At 65.2% G+C, this 15,009-nt stretch carries 15 protein-coding genes; 10 read left to right on the forward strand and 5 right to left on the reverse strand.

The window, feature by feature from the left end; all coding sequences use genetic code 11:
- Positions 1-300: 300 nt before the first annotated feature.
- Both IVB42_RS22340 and IVB42_RS22345 read right to left on the reverse strand, forming a co-directional pair.
- Entirely contained in the window at positions 301-1,197 is an 897-nt protein-coding gene (locus tag IVB42_RS22340; RefSeq protein ID WP_018453250.1) for an NAD(P)-dependent oxidoreductase, read from the reverse strand.
- A 217-nt stretch (positions 1,198-1,414) separates the two neighbouring features.
- On the reverse strand, positions 1,415-1,798 hold the full coding sequence (locus IVB42_RS22345; RefSeq protein ID WP_007597318.1) for a carboxymuconolactone decarboxylase family protein: 384 nt from the start codon (positions 1,796-1,798) through the stop codon (positions 1,415-1,417).
- A gap of 166 nt (positions 1,799-1,964) precedes the next feature.
- Here IVB42_RS22345 and IVB42_RS22350 point away from each other — a divergent pair, with 166 nt between their 5' ends.
- Together IVB42_RS22350 and IVB42_RS22355 are read left to right on the forward strand one after the other, a co-directional pair.
- Complete coding sequence (locus IVB42_RS22350) at positions 1,965-3,911, forward strand: TIGR02302 family protein (protein WP_018453251.1); 1,947 nt, start codon at positions 1,965-1,967, stop codon at positions 3,909-3,911.
- Positions 3,899-5,062 (forward strand): DUF4175 family protein, encoded by a 1,164-nt coding sequence (locus IVB42_RS22355; protein ID WP_085350740.1) that lies wholly within the window; start codon positions 3,899-3,901, stop codon positions 5,060-5,062. Before IVB42_RS22350 ends, IVB42_RS22355 begins: the two co-directional genes overlap by 13 nt.
- Positions 5,063-5,197: 135 nt before the next feature.
- Here the strand turns inward: IVB42_RS22355 and IVB42_RS22360 are convergent, their stop codons facing one another.
- Positions 5,198-5,572, reverse strand: coding sequence for a response regulator (locus IVB42_RS22360; RefSeq protein WP_018453253.1), 375 nt, complete (start codon positions 5,570-5,572; stop codon positions 5,198-5,200).
- Between the two features lie 59 nt (positions 5,573-5,631).
- Positions 5,632-6,504 (reverse strand): MJ0042-type zinc finger domain-containing protein, encoded by an 873-nt coding sequence (locus tag IVB42_RS22365; protein WP_026232495.1) that lies wholly within the window; start codon positions 6,502-6,504, stop codon positions 5,632-5,634.
- Positions 6,505-6,695: 191 nt separating this feature from the next.
- Between IVB42_RS22365 and ftsE the strand changes: the two genes are divergently transcribed.
- From ftsE to IVB42_RS22385, 4 genes are all read left to right on the forward strand, one after another.
- On the forward strand, positions 6,696-7,355 hold the full coding sequence (ftsE, locus tag IVB42_RS22370; RefSeq protein WP_008135325.1) for a cell division ATP-binding protein FtsE: 660 nt from the start codon (positions 6,696-6,698) through the stop codon (positions 7,353-7,355).
- The gene (locus IVB42_RS22375; protein WP_007597308.1) at positions 7,348-8,316 is read left to right on the forward strand and encodes an ABC transporter permease; all 969 of its coding nucleotides are present in this window, start codon (positions 7,348-7,350) and stop codon (positions 8,314-8,316) included. The genes ftsE and IVB42_RS22375 overlap by 8 nt, the downstream gene beginning before the upstream one ends.
- Before the next feature lie 277 nt (positions 8,317-8,593).
- A complete protein-coding gene (locus IVB42_RS22380) occupies positions 8,594-9,298 on the forward strand; it encodes a YdcF family protein (protein WP_018453256.1) in 705 nt (234 codons plus the stop codon).
- A gap of 33 nt (positions 9,299-9,331) precedes the next feature.
- The gene (locus IVB42_RS22385) at positions 9,332-10,105 is read left to right on the forward strand and encodes a lysophospholipid acyltransferase family protein (RefSeq protein ID WP_085361285.1); all 774 of its coding nucleotides are present in this window, start codon (positions 9,332-9,334) and stop codon (positions 10,103-10,105) included.
- Here the strand turns inward: IVB42_RS22385 and IVB42_RS22390 are convergent.
- Positions 10,102-10,713: a gamma-glutamylcyclotransferase gene (locus IVB42_RS22390; protein WP_018453258.1), complete on the reverse strand. Its 612-nt coding sequence runs from the start codon at positions 10,711-10,713 to the stop codon at positions 10,102-10,104. The genes IVB42_RS22385 and IVB42_RS22390 overlap by 4 nt on opposite strands.
- 110 nt (positions 10,714-10,823) lie before the next feature.
- Between IVB42_RS22390 and IVB42_RS22395 the strand changes: the two genes are divergently transcribed.
- The 4 genes from IVB42_RS22395 to IVB42_RS22410 all read left to right on the forward strand — a co-directional run bounded on the left by IVB42_RS22395 (position 10,824) and on the right by IVB42_RS22410 (position 15,007).
- Complete coding sequence (locus IVB42_RS22395) at positions 10,824-12,008, forward strand: DUF2125 domain-containing protein (protein WP_247372331.1); 1,185 nt, start codon at positions 10,824-10,826, stop codon at positions 12,006-12,008.
- Positions 12,009-12,250: 242 nt separating this feature from the next.
- Positions 12,251-13,594 (forward strand): GDSL-type esterase/lipase family protein, encoded by a 1,344-nt coding sequence (locus IVB42_RS22400; protein ID WP_247299294.1) that lies wholly within the window; start codon positions 12,251-12,253, stop codon positions 13,592-13,594.
- A gap of 190 nt (positions 13,595-13,784) precedes the next feature.
- Positions 13,785-14,012, forward strand: coding sequence for a hypothetical protein (locus IVB42_RS22405; protein WP_018453261.1), 228 nt, complete (start codon positions 13,785-13,787; stop codon positions 14,010-14,012).
- 299 nt (positions 14,013-14,311) lie between these two features.
- The gene (locus IVB42_RS22410; RefSeq protein ID WP_240543318.1) at positions 14,312-15,007 is read left to right on the forward strand and encodes a hypothetical protein; all 696 of its coding nucleotides are present in this window, start codon (positions 14,312-14,314) and stop codon (positions 15,005-15,007) included.
- The last annotated feature ends 2 nt before the right edge of the window (positions 15,008-15,009 follow it).

Raw genomic sequence — 15,009 nt, forward strand, 5'->3', positions numbered from 1 at the left:
TGCTTTTCGTAGCTTGCAGCGTGGCCTTCGTGCTCGGACTCTCCGGCGTCGCGTCGGCCCGGGTCACACGGTGCGACATTACGTGGGTCAGCTGCAACAATACCTCTGCGAAATGCTCGAGCGAGAGACGGTGCATGCGCAGGTGCGACGAGAAGTATATCAAATGCAGCGGGGGCTCGGCCTCCCTGCAACTGGAGCAGCCGATCGACCTTCCGGAACTTGGCAGACGCCGCTCGTAGCAGATCGATCCAAGGAGGACAGCGCAGCGCCGGTCGTCGGCGCTGCGCTGTCGTGTTGGCGCTAGCCGGGTGGCCTGCCGCCCACCACAACGCCCGCCCTCTTCTCGATCGGCTTGATCGCCGCGGTGAAATCGGACTCGGCGCCTTCCGTGCTGATGACCGTCTCCCACAACCGGCAGACCGCCTCCGCGACCTCCATCGACAGGCCGAGCTGCTTCATCTCCTCCAGCGCCAGCCGCACGTCCTTCACCATCAATCCCGTGGCGAAGCCGAAGTCGAAGCTGCGCGGCAGCACCGAGCGCGGAAACTTGTCGCGGCTCGCGGTGTTCATGCCGGAGCCGGCATTGATGACGTCGATCATCACGGCGGGATCGAGCCCCGCCTTGACGCCCATCACCACCGCTTCCGAGGTCGCCACGATCGCGGTGGCCGACAAGAAGTTGTTGGCGAGCTTCATGGTCTGCGCCGCGCCGGGCTTCTCGCCAATGAAGAACACTTTCCCGATGACGTCGAGCGCGGGCTTGAGCAGCTCGAACTCGGTCTTCGGCCCCGAGACCATTACCGCGAGAGTGCCTTTCTCGGCGCCGCCGACGCCGCCGGAAACTGGGCAATCGATCTGCACGATGTCATGCTTGGCGAGCAGGCCGTGAATCTTCACCGCCATCGCTGAGCCGACGGTGGAGAGATCGACGAAGCGTTTGACGCGGCTTCCCTCGATCACGCCGTTCGGCCCCGTCGCAACCGCGAGCGAAGCCTGCAGCGAAGGCAGGCTCGCCATGACGGTCTCGACCTGGTCGGCGACGTCCTTCGGCGACGTCGCCGCAGTGGCGCCGCGCGCCACCAGCTTGTCGACGACCTCCTGGCGCGTGTCGAATACGACGAGCCGGTGGCCGGCCTCGATCAGCCGCCGTGCCATCGGGAAACCCATATTTCCGAGGCCGATGAATCCGATGTCCATGGTGTTTCCTTGTGGTGATTATTCGTTGTTGTTGATCGGCCCGTATCCATCCTCGGTGTCTTCCTGGCGAAAGCCAGGACCCATTACCCCAGGGAGACGTTTTGGCGCGAAGTGGCAACTCCGAGTGCCCGTAACCACACCTGCCAGTGGCTATGGGTCCGGCTTTCGCCAGGACGACATGGGGACGTCGCGTCCCCGTCCTTCACGCCGGCACCCCTCACGCCTTGCCGTCGATCTCCGCGAACACCTCGCGCGCGATTCGAAAACTGTCAACCGCGGCCGGCATGCCGCCATAGATTGCGACCTGCATCAGGATCTCGCGGATCTCGTCGCGGCTGACGCCGTTGGTGAGTGCACCCTTCAGATGCGCGCGGAATTCGTGCTGACGATTGAGGATCGCGATCATCGCGATGTTGAGCATGCTGCGGGTCTTGCGCGGCAGCTCCTCGCGGCCCCACACCGTGCCCCAGCAATATTCGTTGAGCATCTCCTGGAACGGACGGTTGAAGTCGTCGACGGTCTTCAGGGCGTTGTTGACATAGGCCTCGCCCAACACTGCTTTGCGGACTTCCAGGCCCTTGTCGTGCATCTTCTTGTCCATGGTGTTTCCTTTGTTTTCCTTGGCTGTCGGCGCGGAAATTACGGGGTTGCGGCGGGCCAGTCACGTCCTCGTGTTATGCGGGAAAAGGGGTGTCTCCCGTACAGGAACGGATGCCTCAGTGCTGCCGTTGTGGTACGCTTCTCTACCGGGCAACCTGGAGAGTTGATTGAACGGCGTCACCCCCGACCCGTCAGACCCGATCCGCGATGGCGACGCTCTGTCGCGGCTGAAGCTGGCGCAAGCCCTGCAGCGGGCCACTTATGCCATCGCGTGGGAGCGTGCCTGGCCAAATTTGGCGCGGCTTCTCACCGTCGTCGGTCTGTTCCTGGTGGTGTCCTGGGCCGGCCTCTGGCTGGCGCTGCCGTCCATTGCCCGCGCCATCGGTCTCGTCGTTTTCGCCGGCGTCGCGATTGTCACCCTGTTCCCGTTGAGTCGCTTCCGCTGGCCGAGCCGCGAGGAGGCGCTGGCCCGACTCGACCGCGGCTCCGGCATCCGTCACCGGCCGGCCACCACGCTGACGGACACGCTGAGCTCGCAGGACCCGGTTGCGCAGGCCTTGTGGCGGGCGCAGCGTGAGCGCACGCTGGCTTCGATCAAGCGCATCCGCGCCGGTCTGCCGAAGCCCCGGCTCGCTCTGCATGATCCCTGGGCGCTGCGCGCGCTGGTCATGGTGATGCTGGTTGCGACCTTCTTCGCTGCCGGCGACGAGCGTGCGATGCGGCTCGGGGCCGCCTTCCACTGGAACGGCGTGCTGGCCCCGACGAATGTTCGCGTCGATGCCTGGGTCACGCCGCCGCTCTACACCGGCAAGCCGCCGGTCATTCTGTCGGCCGCGAACAAGGAGGCCGCCGCGCTGCCGGCCAGCGGTCCGCTTGCCGTTCCCGCCGGCTCGACCCTGATCGTTCGCTCCTCCGGCGGCAGCCTTGATGTTGTCGTCTCCGGCGGCCTCAAGGAAGTAGCGCCCACCGAAGCCGCGCCCAAGGGCACCAACGAGAAGCATTTTGCCATCAGCGGCGACGGCACCGCGCATGTCCGCGCGCCCTCCGGCCAGCCGCAATGGGCGTTTGCGGCAACGCCGGACCGCGCGCCGACGATCGCGCTGGCCAAGGATCCCGAGCGCCAGGCCCGTGGCGGACTCCAGCTCACCTACAAGATCGAGGACGATTACGGCGTCACCGGCGCCGATGCGCAAATCGGCCTGCGTGCCGCCGATACCAAAGATGGTGTCAAGGATGGCAGCAAGGAGGCCGACACCAAGGCCGCCGCGCGGCCGCTATTCCAGCCGCCGCAATTCCCGCTCGTGCTGCCGAATGCGCGCACCCGCAACGGCGTCGGTCAGACGGTGAAGGACCTCAGCGAGGATCCCTATGCCGGTGCCGATGTCACGCTGACCCTCACCGCCAAGGACGAGGCCGGCAACGAGGCCAAGAGCGAGCCCTTCAACATGCGCCTGCCCGAGCGGCTGTTCACCAACTTGCTCGCGCGCGCGCTGGTCGAGCAGCGCCGCATCCTGGCGCTCGACGCCAACAAGAATTCGGATGTCTACGCCGCCCTCGACGCGCTGATGATCGCACCCGAATTGTTCACGCCGGATGCGGGCTGCTATCTCGGCCTGCGCAGTCTGGCGCTGCAGCTGGAAGCCGCCCGCACCGACGACGCGCTGCGCGATGTAGTGGGAAGCATGTGGGCGTTCGCGGTCACCATCGAGGACGACGGTGTCGCCGGCAGCGTCAACGCCGCGCTGCGCTCGGCTCAGGACGCGCTCAAGCGGGCGCTGGAACGCGGCGCCAGCGAGGACGAGATCAAAGCGCTGACGCAAAAGCTTCGCGAGGCGATGGCCGGCAAGGTGCGCGATCTCGCCCGGCGCGCCGAGCAGAATCCGCTTGGACCCCGGCAGCCTTTCCCGGCAGAGGTTCAGCTCATCCTCGACAAGGCGGTCGAGCTGCGACAGAAGACCCAGCATGCCAAGCCCGAGCAGCTCGAAGAGCTGGCGCAGCAGCAGGACGTCTTGCGCCAGCAGCTGCAGGCCTATCGGAAGTCGGCGAACAGCCGGGCGAAGGGGGGCGAGGACGGCGCCAATCAGTTTACGCGGGACCGGAAATGCGGAAGCTAGCGCGCGTGCCAGTCGTGAAGGCGATCTCGATCGCCTGTCTTGCCCTCCTCCTGGGAGGCTTCCCCGCTGCCGTCTCGGCCCAGCAGGACCAGGATCCCGATGCGCTGCTCGATAGCGCGGAAAAGGCGATGCAGGAGTCCGGCGACAGCCTCAGGCAAAAGGAGTCCGGACGGAGCCTGAACAATCAATCCGATGCGATTCAGAAGCTCGAGGACTACAAGCGCGCGACGGAAAAGAGCCAATCCTCCAATCGCGATCGTTCCGTCATCACGCAGCGCGATCTCGACGAGCTGTTGAAGCAGATCGAGAAGGCCGCGAAGGAAGGCAATCGCGAGGCGGCCCAGCGCCTGCTCGAGCAGCTCGCGCAGATCATGGAAAACCTCCAGATGGCGCAGCCCGGGCAATCCGGCGACAGCGACATGGAGCAGGCGCTCAACGAGCTCAGCGACATGATCCGCAAGCAGCAGCAATTGCGCGACAAGACTTTCAAGCAGGGGCAGGATTCCCGGCGTGAGCGCTCGCGCGGCAAGCAGCAGGGCGACCAGTCGATGTCGGATCTCCAGCAGGATCAGCAGTCGCTGCGCGACCGCCTGAAGAAGCTGCAGGACGAGCTCGCCAAGCGCGGCCTCACGCAGAAGGGGCAAAAGGGCCAGAAGAGCCAGGGCCAGAAGGGGCAAAAGGGTCAGCAGGGCGAGCAGGGACAGCCGGGCCAGGATGGCGATCAGGACGGTGACCAGGGCGATGACGACGGCAGTCTGGACGCCGCCGACGGGGCCATGGGCGATGCCGGCTCGCAGCTCGGCGAAGGCAATTCGGATGGTGCCGTGGACTCGCAGGGGAAAGCTCTCGAGGCCTTGCGCAAGGGCGCGCAGAAGATGGCCGAGGCGATGCAGCAGGGCGATGGCGACGGGCAGGGCGATGGCCCCGGCAACCGGCCCGGTCGTCAGCAGAGCGGCGGCAATCAGACCGATCCGCTCGGTCGCCCACTTCACGGCCGCGATCTGAGCGACGACTACACGGTCAAGATCCCCGGCGAGATCGACGCCCAGCGCGTCCGCCGCATCCTCGAGGAGCTCCGCCGCCGCTTGGGGGACAGCTCGCGCCCGCAGATCGAGCTCGATTACATCGAGCGGCTGCTGAAGGATTTTTGAGTTCTCTGTCATTGCCCGGCTTGACCGGGCGATCCAGTACTCCGACACGGTTGTGATTCAATCGAGAGGCTGCGGCTACTGGATGCCCCGGTCAAGCCGGGGCATGACAGCGGAATACGTGGCGCCCCGACGCCGCTACCCCTTCTTCGCCGCCAGCGCGTCCGCCACCGCCGTGCGGATGTCGGCGACCGAGAACGGCTTGGTCACGACGTCATGCACCAGCGCATTGAGGTTCGAGGCGCGCTCGCGCTGGTCGGCAAAGCCGGTCATCAGCAGAATGGTCAAATCGGGGAAATCGCGTGCGACGGAAAGCGCCAGCGCGATGCCGTCCATCACCGGCATCTGGATGTCGGTGAGCAGCAGGTCGAACCTGCCGTCCGCGCGCGTGAGGATCTCCAGCGCCTCGGCGCCGTCTTGCGCGGTGACGATCTCGTGGCCGTCCATGGCGATGGCGCGCGCCACCAGCTGGCGCATCGAATCCTCGTCGTCGGCGATCAGGATCTTGGACATGAGACCAACCTTGGGATCAATCTCGCCACCAACTTTGCCTGCGAGACCTGCGAAATCGATTATACGCTGCCGCCGGCGATGTCGCGCCGGTTGAAGAAGCGAACGTCGATATTGCGGCCCTCCGGCGGCGGCGAGGCCAGGCGCGAGCGGAAGAAGGCGCGCTCGCCGGGCTGTAATACGGTCTGTTCCAGAACGGCGTTCCAGGCGTAGATTTCCGCGCCTTGCGCGTCGCGCACTGCGAAGCGCAAGCGGGGAATGTCGAGCGGCTTCTTGCCCTGTCCCACGATCACGCCCTCGATCACCAGCACCTGCTTACCGTCTACTGTCTCGCTGGAGAGCTTGACGTCCTTGAAGGCGAGTGCGCGCAGGTTAACTTCGAGGCCGACCATCCTGTAGAAGGCTGCCGTCTGCGGCAGCAGCCGCACCATGTCTCCGCGCCAGATCACCAGCGCCAGGACCAGCGCGCCCATGGCGGCGCAGGCGGTCGGCAGGCCGAAATGGGATTTTCGCGGGGCCGCCGGACGGCGCACTCGCGCGCCGCGGCGACGGCCGAACAGGCCACGGAACCAGGACTGGTGCTGTTCGCCGCCGACTTCCTCCTCAACGGATCGGGCGGCCGCGGACCATTCGTCCTCGGTGTCGGCGGCTTCCTGGTCCGGCCAGTCGCTGGCGATCGAGGGGCTGTCAACGACAGGCGCGTCAGCGGCTCCGTCGTCCTGGGCATAGGAGTTCCATTGCTCGGCGAGATCGGCCTGGTCGTCGGCCCGGCTGGCCGCGGCCATGGCCGGCACAGATGCCTCCTCGATGGCATCCTCGGCATGGGCGACCCACGTTTCCTTGCAACGGGAACAGCGCACGGTCCGGCCGTTCGCCCCAAGGCTCGCGGGCTTGATGGCGTAGGATGTCGTACAATGAGGGCAGACGATATGCATGGACGAGCCTTGATGCATGGACAAGTCTTGATCGTGACACGGTCGTGGAGAACCGAGACGGAAAGATGCTACCAATTATGCTACAGGACGACCGTTAACGAACCGGAAACCATAACGGCCGCAAAACCCGCGGATCGCGTGTGGCGGAGCACAGCCGTGCGGCCCGCGGCCTCTCTCGAACGGAGCTGAGCTTGGTTCGGTTCGAAAATGTCGGATTGCGTTACGGCCTGGGGCCCGAGGTCCTGCGCGACCTCAACTTCCAGATCCCGGCGCATTCCTTCCAGTTCCTCACCGGCCCGTCCGGCGCCGGCAAGACCTCGTTGCTGCGCCTGTTGTTCCTCTCGCATCGCCCGACGCGGGGGCTCGTCAACTTGTTCGGTCACGACATCTCGCAGCTCGGCAAGGACGAGATCGCAGACTTGCGCAAGCGCATCGGCATCGTGCTCCAGGATTTCCGCCTGCTCGATCACATGACGACCTATGAAAACGTGGCGCTGCCGTTCCGCGTGATGGGCCGCAGCGAATCGAGCTACCGCAAGGAGGTCATCGATCTCCTGAAATGGGTTGGGCTCGGCGAGCGCATGGACGCGCTGCCGCCGATCCTGTCCGGCGGCGAAAAGCAGCGCGCGGCAATCGCGCGCGCCGTGATCTCGCGGCCGCAGCTGCTGCTGGCCGACGAGCCAACCGGCAGCGTCGATCCGACGCTCGGCCGCCGCCTGCTGCGGCTGTTCATCGAGCTCAACAAGTCAGGCACCGCCGTCATCATCGCCACCCACGATATCGCCCTGATGGACCAGTACGAGGCGCGACGCTTCGTGCTGCACCAGGGACGGCTGCACGTCTATGAATAGGCCCGACGAGCGCGGCGTGCTGGTCGATCTCGGGCAGGAGGGGCCGCCGCTTCCGGCCCGGGCGCGCAATATGTCGCCGATCGTGCCGCGCGCCTCGATCCACGGCCGCGCGCTGGTCGCCGTTGTCGCCATCATGACCTTCCTGGCCTCGATGACGACCGGCACGGTGCTGCTGGTGAGCGCCTCCGCCGCCGAATGGCAGTCGGATGTCGCGAGCGAGATCACCATTCAGGTCCGGCCGCAGACGGGCCGCGATCTCGAACGCGACACCGCGGCGGTGACCGAGGCCATGCGCGCGCAAGCCGGCATCGTCGAGGTCAAGCCGTTCACGAAGGACGAGAGCGGCAAGCTACTCGAGCCCTGGCTCGGCACCGGGCTGTCGATGGACGATCTGCCGGTCCCGCGCATGATCATCGCGCGCGTGCAGCCCGGCACGGCGCTCGATCTCGGCGCCTTGCGCGCCCGCGTGACCCAGGTGGCGCCAAGCGCCAGCGTCGACGATCACCGCGCCTGGATCGAGCGCATGCGCTCGATGACCAACGCCACCGTGCTCGCCGGTCTCGGCATCCTCGCGCTCGTCATCGTCGCCACCATCATCTCGGTGTCGTTCGCAACCCGCGGCGCCATGGCGGCGAACCGTCCGATCGTCGAGGTGCTGCATTTCGTCGGCGCCGGCGACCGCTACATCGCCAACCGCTTCCTGCGTCATTTCCTCAGGCTGGGGCTGGAGGGCGGCGTGATCGGCGGCGGCGCCGCCATGCTGGTGTTCGGCTTCTCCGAGTCGATTGCAGGCTGGTTTTCGGGCACTCCCGTCGGCGACCAGTTCGCCGCGCTGCTCGGCACCTTCTCGCTGCGGCCATCCGGCTACATCGTGCTCGCGGTGCAGGCCGTGCTGATCGGCGCCATCACCGCGGTCGCCTCGCGCCAGACGCTGTTCGCGACGCTGAATGATGTCGATTGAGATGGTTTTCTTCCTTCTCCCCTTGTGGGAGAAGGTGGCGCGAAGCGCCGGATGAGGGGTTCTATCCACGTGCACGAACGTCGAGGCGAGTTCGCGGAGACATACCCCTCACCCGTCTCGCCGCTATCGCGGCGAGCCACCCTCTCCCACAAGGGGAGAGGGGAAAGCTGGTTCGCGGCCCCAGCGCTTCGCCACATAGTTTGAGGCCGACAAACCGGACTCCACTTCGCCTCAAAACGTCCTAAAATCACCTCTGGGAAGGGATCACCGACATCGCATGAGCGCGCCGACCGCCGATCGATCGCCGAAACTGCCGCGCGGGTGGCTGCGCGCGGCCGTGATGTCGACGATTGCGCTCGCCTTCGTCGGCGCGGCGGCGGGCTTTATTGCGTTTCTGTCGCAATTGCGCGGCGCCGAGATCGCGCCGGACCGCAAGGCGGACGGCATCGTGGTGCTCACCGGCGGCTCCTCGCGGGTGTCGGATGCGATGGAGCTGCTCGCTGCCGGCTACGGCAGGAGGCTCCTGATCTCCGGCGTACACCCGACCTCGACGGCGAGCGACATCTCCCGGACGCTGCCGGAGAACCAGTCTTTCATGCGTTGCTGCGTCGATCTCGACCGCACCGCGGTCTCGACCCGCGGCAATGCCGCGGAAGCGCGGCGCTGGGCCGCGGGACGCGGCTTCAAATCGCTGATCGTGGTCACCTCGAACTATCATATGCCGCGCGCGCTGGTGGAATTCTCGCATGCGATGCCGGAGGCGACACTGATCCCGTTCGTGGTGGTCGGCGACAAATGGCGCGACGAGCCGTGGTGGACCTCGGCGTCCACTTTGCGGCTGCTGCTGTCGGAATATGTCAAGTATATCGCGGCGGAGGTCAGGGTGCGGCTGGAGGATTTCGGGATTGACCTTTCGCCCGAGATGTCGGAGCAGCCTTCCGGGCTGCAGGCGAAGCGGCCCGCCACCGCACAGGCCAATTGATCGGCAACTGATCGGCAATTGATCGGATCCTCGATGTTCTTGATTTTCCTGCGATCGCTCGTGTTCAACGTGCTGTTCTACACCGTGCTGGTGTGCCTCGCGATCGTGGCGCTGCCGACCTTCGCATTGCCGCCGCGCGCCATGCTCACGGTCGCGCAATGGTGGGCAAAGGCGACGCTGTTTCTGATGCGGGCTGTCTGCAACATCAAGGTGGAATTCCGCGGCCTCGAAAAGATCCCGAGGGGACCATTGGTCGTTGTGGCGAAGCACCAGTCGTTCTGGGAGACGTTCGTCTTGCCGGGCTTCTTCGACCGTCCGATTTTCATCCTCAAGCGTCAGCTCATGCAGATCCCGGTGTTCGGCCAGTTCCTGGTCAAGACCGGGATGATCGCGATCGACCGCAATGCCGGCGTCAAGGCGCTGCTGGACATGACGCGGCGGGCGCGGGAGGCGGTGCGCAGCGGCGGGCAGCTCGTGATCTTTCCCGAAGGCACGCGCCGCGCCCCGGGCGCGCCACCGGACTACAAGAGCGGCTTCGCGCAGATCTATTCGTCCTGCGGCGCGCCGTGCCTGCCGATCGCGCTCAATTCCGGCCTGTTCTGGCCGCGCCGCACCTTCATGCGCTATCCCGGCACGCTGGTGGTGGAATTCCTCGATCCGCTGCCGCCGGGCTTGCCCAAGGACGAGTATCTCTCCCGTGTGCAAACGGTGATCGAAGACGCGACCGGTCGCCTCGTCGAAGCGGGCCGCAAGGAGCAGGAGCAGCTGATCGGCTCGGCGCCGAGCTATGCGCCGTTGGAGAGCTAGCGGTTTTCCCGATCGTCCGCCGGAGCCGGCGCGTGCGGAGAATGCGCATCACCATGCAGCATCATGGCAAGCTGATGCAGCTGCGCATCGCGAAAGCCTTCGGCCTCGATCGCCTTCACCGTCGCAGTCACGTAGTCGCGGTTGGCGCCGGACTGGCCGTGGCCCTGGAGCACGTGGCGATGCTGGTCGGTGAGCGACAGCCGACCGGCATATTGCACATGGCCGCGGTCGACGACATAGGCGAGCGCGGAGACGCGCTGCCGCGCATCGTTCTCCAGCCACACCGAGCGCATGACTTCGCGATAGACCGACGTCACCTGCTCGCGCGCGCGCAGATAGGCGACGACGTCGGCGCGGTTCTTTTCGGCGACGCGGAAGGCGATGCCGCGGCAGGCGCCGCCGCGGTCGAGGCCGAGCACCAGACCCGGCTTCTCCGGCGTGCCACGGTGGACGAAGGAATAGACACAGAGCGCGCGGTGCTCGCCGACCAGCCGCGCGGGGACGCGCTCCTCGAATTCGAAACCCGGCCGCCACATCAGCGAGCCGTAGCCGAACACCCAGAGGTCGCCTTTGGCTGTGGTGACGGAGGGGAGGGTGATTTCCGACATTTCGGGCACGGCTACCAGAACCGCGCTCCCAAGCGAAGCGAATTCTCCGCCTTTCGGAGCACGCCAACCTCGCTTACATTTGACAAAATCAGGGGTCAAAGGGTCGCCGCATGTCCGATATGACCGTTGCCGCACGCCGGCGCTCCCGCTGGGGCCTTTTCATCGCCCCTGTCATCCTCCTGATCCTCGCGGTGGCGTGGAGCTGCTTCTGGTTCTATGCGGCGTCGCAGGCCGAAATCGCCGCCGATGCCTGGCGCGCGCAGGAGGCCAAATCCGGCCGCGTCTATGATTGCGCCAAGCGCTCGATCGCGGGCTTCCCCTTCCGCTTCGAGGTCCGGTGTTCGGGCGCCAGCGTCGCCCTGGTGTCGCAGAACGCCAGCAAGACGCCGTTCACGGCGAAGCTCGACAACATCCTGGTCGTCGCCCAAGTCTACGATCCCAAGCGCGTCATCGCCGAATTTACCGCACCCGCGACGCTCACTGACGGCGTCACGCAGAGCACCTTCGTGATGAACTGGAGCAAGGGTCGCAGCAGTGTGGTCGGCCTGCCCGCCGTGCCGGAGCGCGCTTCCATCGTGTTCGAGGAGCCGACCGTCAATCGTGTCGACGGCAGCATGCAGGTGCCGCTCGCGCGCGCAAAACAGGTCGAGCTGCATGGACGCCTTGCGGATGGATCTCCGTCCGATCATCCCGTGATCGAGACCGTGCTCCAGATCGCGCAGGGCAGCGTCCAGGGCGTTCATCCGCTGCTCGCCGAGCCGTTCGAGGCCGACACGCGGGCGAAGATCACCGGACTGTCCGATCTCACGCCAAAGCCGTGGCCGCAGCGCTTCCGCGAGATCCAGGCCGCCGGCGGCCATATCGAGATCGTGCAGTCCCGCATCCAGCAGGGCGAGATGATCGCGGTTGCGGCCGGCACGCTCGGGCTCTCGGCAAACGGCCGCCTCGATGGCGAATTGCAGATGACCGTGACGGGCCTGGAGCGCGTGATCCCCGCGCTCGGCATCGAGAAGATGCTGCAGGAGGGGGTGCCGCAGGCGACCCTCGATCGCGTCGCGCCCGGCGTGAAGTCGCAGGACCTCAACAATCTGTTCGGTGCGCTCGACCGTGCCGTTCCCGGCCTCGGCAAGGTCATCAAGCAGAACGCCAATGCAGGCGTTGCCGCCGGCATCAATTCGATCGGCACCGAGAGCACGCTGGAAGGCAAGAAGGCTCGCAGCTTCCCGCTGAAGTTCGTCGACGGCGCCGTGCTGCTCGGCCCGGTCAAGGTCGGCCAGATCCCGCCGCTGTATTAGGTCGTGAATTCATAAACCTGCCGGGCGGACAGCTCGGTCCGTCTGATGCGTTCGAAACTGTGAACAGATCGTTTCTGCGAAGAGCTTCTTGTCGGCGCCGGTGACGCAACCTGCGAGGTCCTCTCCTGCGTCGGGCGAGGAGTGCGACAGTGCGTCTGGACAGGTAGCGTTCTGCCGCCCTATTGAAGACCAACTGACGGCTCTAAGGCCGCGCCCAAATTATCTGGGGTTCGGGGGAAACAATGCGCGCGTTGAATTGTCTCGTGGCAGCATCGCTGCTCGTTGCCTCGCTTCAGACCGCAACCGCAAAGGATAGCGAACATTGGGTGGTGTCCTGGACGGGCGCGGTTCAGGGCCCATACCCCGTCGGCAATCCGTCAGCCCAGCCCGAACAGAAATTCGCGTTTCCCGAGCCTGCGGCCGGTGCGCGGGACCAGACCTTTCGCCTGATCGTGCGGCCGGATATCTGGGGCCGTCAGGCCCGCATCCGGCTCAGCAACGCCTTCGGCACCAAACCCGTCACGTTTGACGGCGTTTACGTCGGCCTGCAGTCGGGCAGTGCCGCGTTGATCCGCGGCTCCAACATTCCGGTTACGTTCGCCGGCACGGCTTCCGTTACGGTGTCGCCGGGGAATTCGGTCTGGAGCGATGCGATCGCGCTGCCGTTTGCAAAGCGGCCCGATGACCTCGCCGGCCGCCGGCTTGCGGTCAGTTTTCATGTCGCCGGCCAGAGCGGCCCGATGACCTGGCACGCCAAAGCGCTGACCACCTCCTATGTCAGTGCGCCCGGCGCCGGCGCGAAGGGCGCCCTGGAAGACGAGGCTTCCTTCCCCTATGCGACTGCGTCATGGTTCTTCCTCGATGCGATCGAGATGACTGCGCCTGCCGATGCCTTCGCCATCATGGCGTTTGGGGATTCGATTACCGACGGGACCGCCTCAACCATGAATGGCGACGATCGCTGGCCCAACGTGCTGTCGCGTCGCCTGAAGGCAGTCTACGGCAACAAGGTTGCCGTAGTGAATGGCGGCATCGGTGGCAACCAAATCGCAGGCCCGGCCGAATATGGTCCCGACAAACCGTACGCGGGCGGCCCCGCTTCGGGCCAGCGGCTCGAGCGTGACGTGCTGTCGCTGTCCGGCATATCGAGCCTGATCTGGCTGGAAGGTATCAACGATTTCAGCAAGAACGGCAATTTTACCGCCGACCAAGTCATCGCCGCGATGAAGGATCGTGTCGCGAGGCTACGTGCGAAATGGCCGCAAGCCCGGATCATCGGCGCCACCGTCGTTTCGGCATTGGGTAGCACCAGCGCGGCACATGGTTTTCCCGAGCAGGATGACAAGCGCAAGGCGCTCAACGCATTCATCCGTAGCTCGGGGACATTCGACGGTGTAATCGATTTTGATCGGGCGACGCTCGATCCGGCCTCGGGTGGCCTCAAGCCGGAGTTCGTTCCCGAAAGCACGACTGGTGGCGCCGGCGACAAGCTTCATCCCAACCGCACCGGATATCTGGCGATGGGACAGGCCATCGACCTCGAGCTGTTCAAGCCGGGAAAGATTAGCCGTAGCGCGAAGCAGTAGGATGGATTCAGAGTCTCCTCTCTCCATTCATCGCCCTCAGCTGTCGTAACTCCCTCCATGCGGGTTACGAGCTGAACTCACGGCCGCTTCGCCGGATCGTGATGACCGGCCGGGAATGCCGAGCCGCAAACTCCGCTCTCTCTCCATGTCGGCCGCACGATGATGCGGTCGCCCAGGCAGGAGAGATATCATGACCAAGTCCAGGCTGTTCATTGCCGGTATCGCCATCTCGACCACGCTCGCGACGCCCGCGTTTGCGCAGTGGCAATGGCAGTTGCAGGAGCCGGCAGCATACGCCTCGATGTATCCGAACGGTGATCGCAACGTCTCGAATCCGACGACGCGGGAGACGATGGCCTTCGTCCCCTCGCCGAAATCACCGCGCCCAATGGTGATGCGCGCGACCAAGGGCAAATAGCCGCCATCCACCACTTGCCCGTCGCGAACTGGGCCCGGTCATGTCCCGGCCGGGCCCAATGCGCGTTGCCTTGAACGAGGCCTCGAAAAGTTGCCTTGGACAATCGCGACAGTCGCGCGTGCGGATCGACAGCCAACGAAAATATTCCGAACAGGATCGTCAGGAAAACGTGATGCACAAGATGCACGGCGCCGCGAATAACCGCAGCCGCATTCAAATCACTCCACACCAGGGAAGCATGCATGCGCCGGAGATGGCGCGCGGAATCCAATCCGCTTCCCAAATGGAGGAAGCTTCAAATGCGGATCATCAATTGCGGACTGATGCTGGGTATTCTCGCTGCCTGTTCAGGGCAGGCGCATGCCGACGACAATGTCACAACCGAAATCCACTCGCTGAAGGCGAAGCTGAAGGAGCTCCAGCAGCGCGTGGACTCCGAGGCGCGCAAGACGCGACAGGGTGAAGCGCAGGCGAAGGCCGTTCAGTTACCAGCAAGTTACAAGGCGCTCGCCGCCGATCCATGTGCGGCCGGCAAGGTCTGCTACAAGGGCGTGACGTTGACCTTCGGTGGCTGGGTCGATCTCACCGGCGTCTACCGCTCGCGGAATCTCGCTTCCGATACCGGCTCGGTCTACAACTTCATCCCCTATCAGCAGAGCCGCAACTTCAACATCCCGGAAACGCGCTTCTCGGCACGCCAGAGCAGGTTCTCGGTGCTGGCCGAGGGCAATGCCGATGCCGACACGCACCTCGCGGGTTATGGCGAGATCGATTTCGAAGGTGCGGCTCAGACGGCGAGCTCGGTTGCGACCAACTCGTTCAATCCGCGCATGCGGCAGCTCAGCCTGGAACTGGACCGCAGCGATCTCGGTCTTCACTTCCTCGCCGGGCAATCCTGGTCGCTGAACGCGCCGACCAAGTCCGGCATCGATCCTCGTGGCGTCGATGCGCCCGGCGTGATCGACTTCGAATCCGTTCCGGGATTTCTTGCCTGAAT

The sequence above is a fragment of the Bradyrhizobium sp. 45 genome (assembly GCF_023073155.1).
GTDB classification, from domain to species: domain Bacteria; phylum Pseudomonadota; class Alphaproteobacteria; order Rhizobiales; family Xanthobacteraceae; genus Bradyrhizobium; species Bradyrhizobium canariense_D.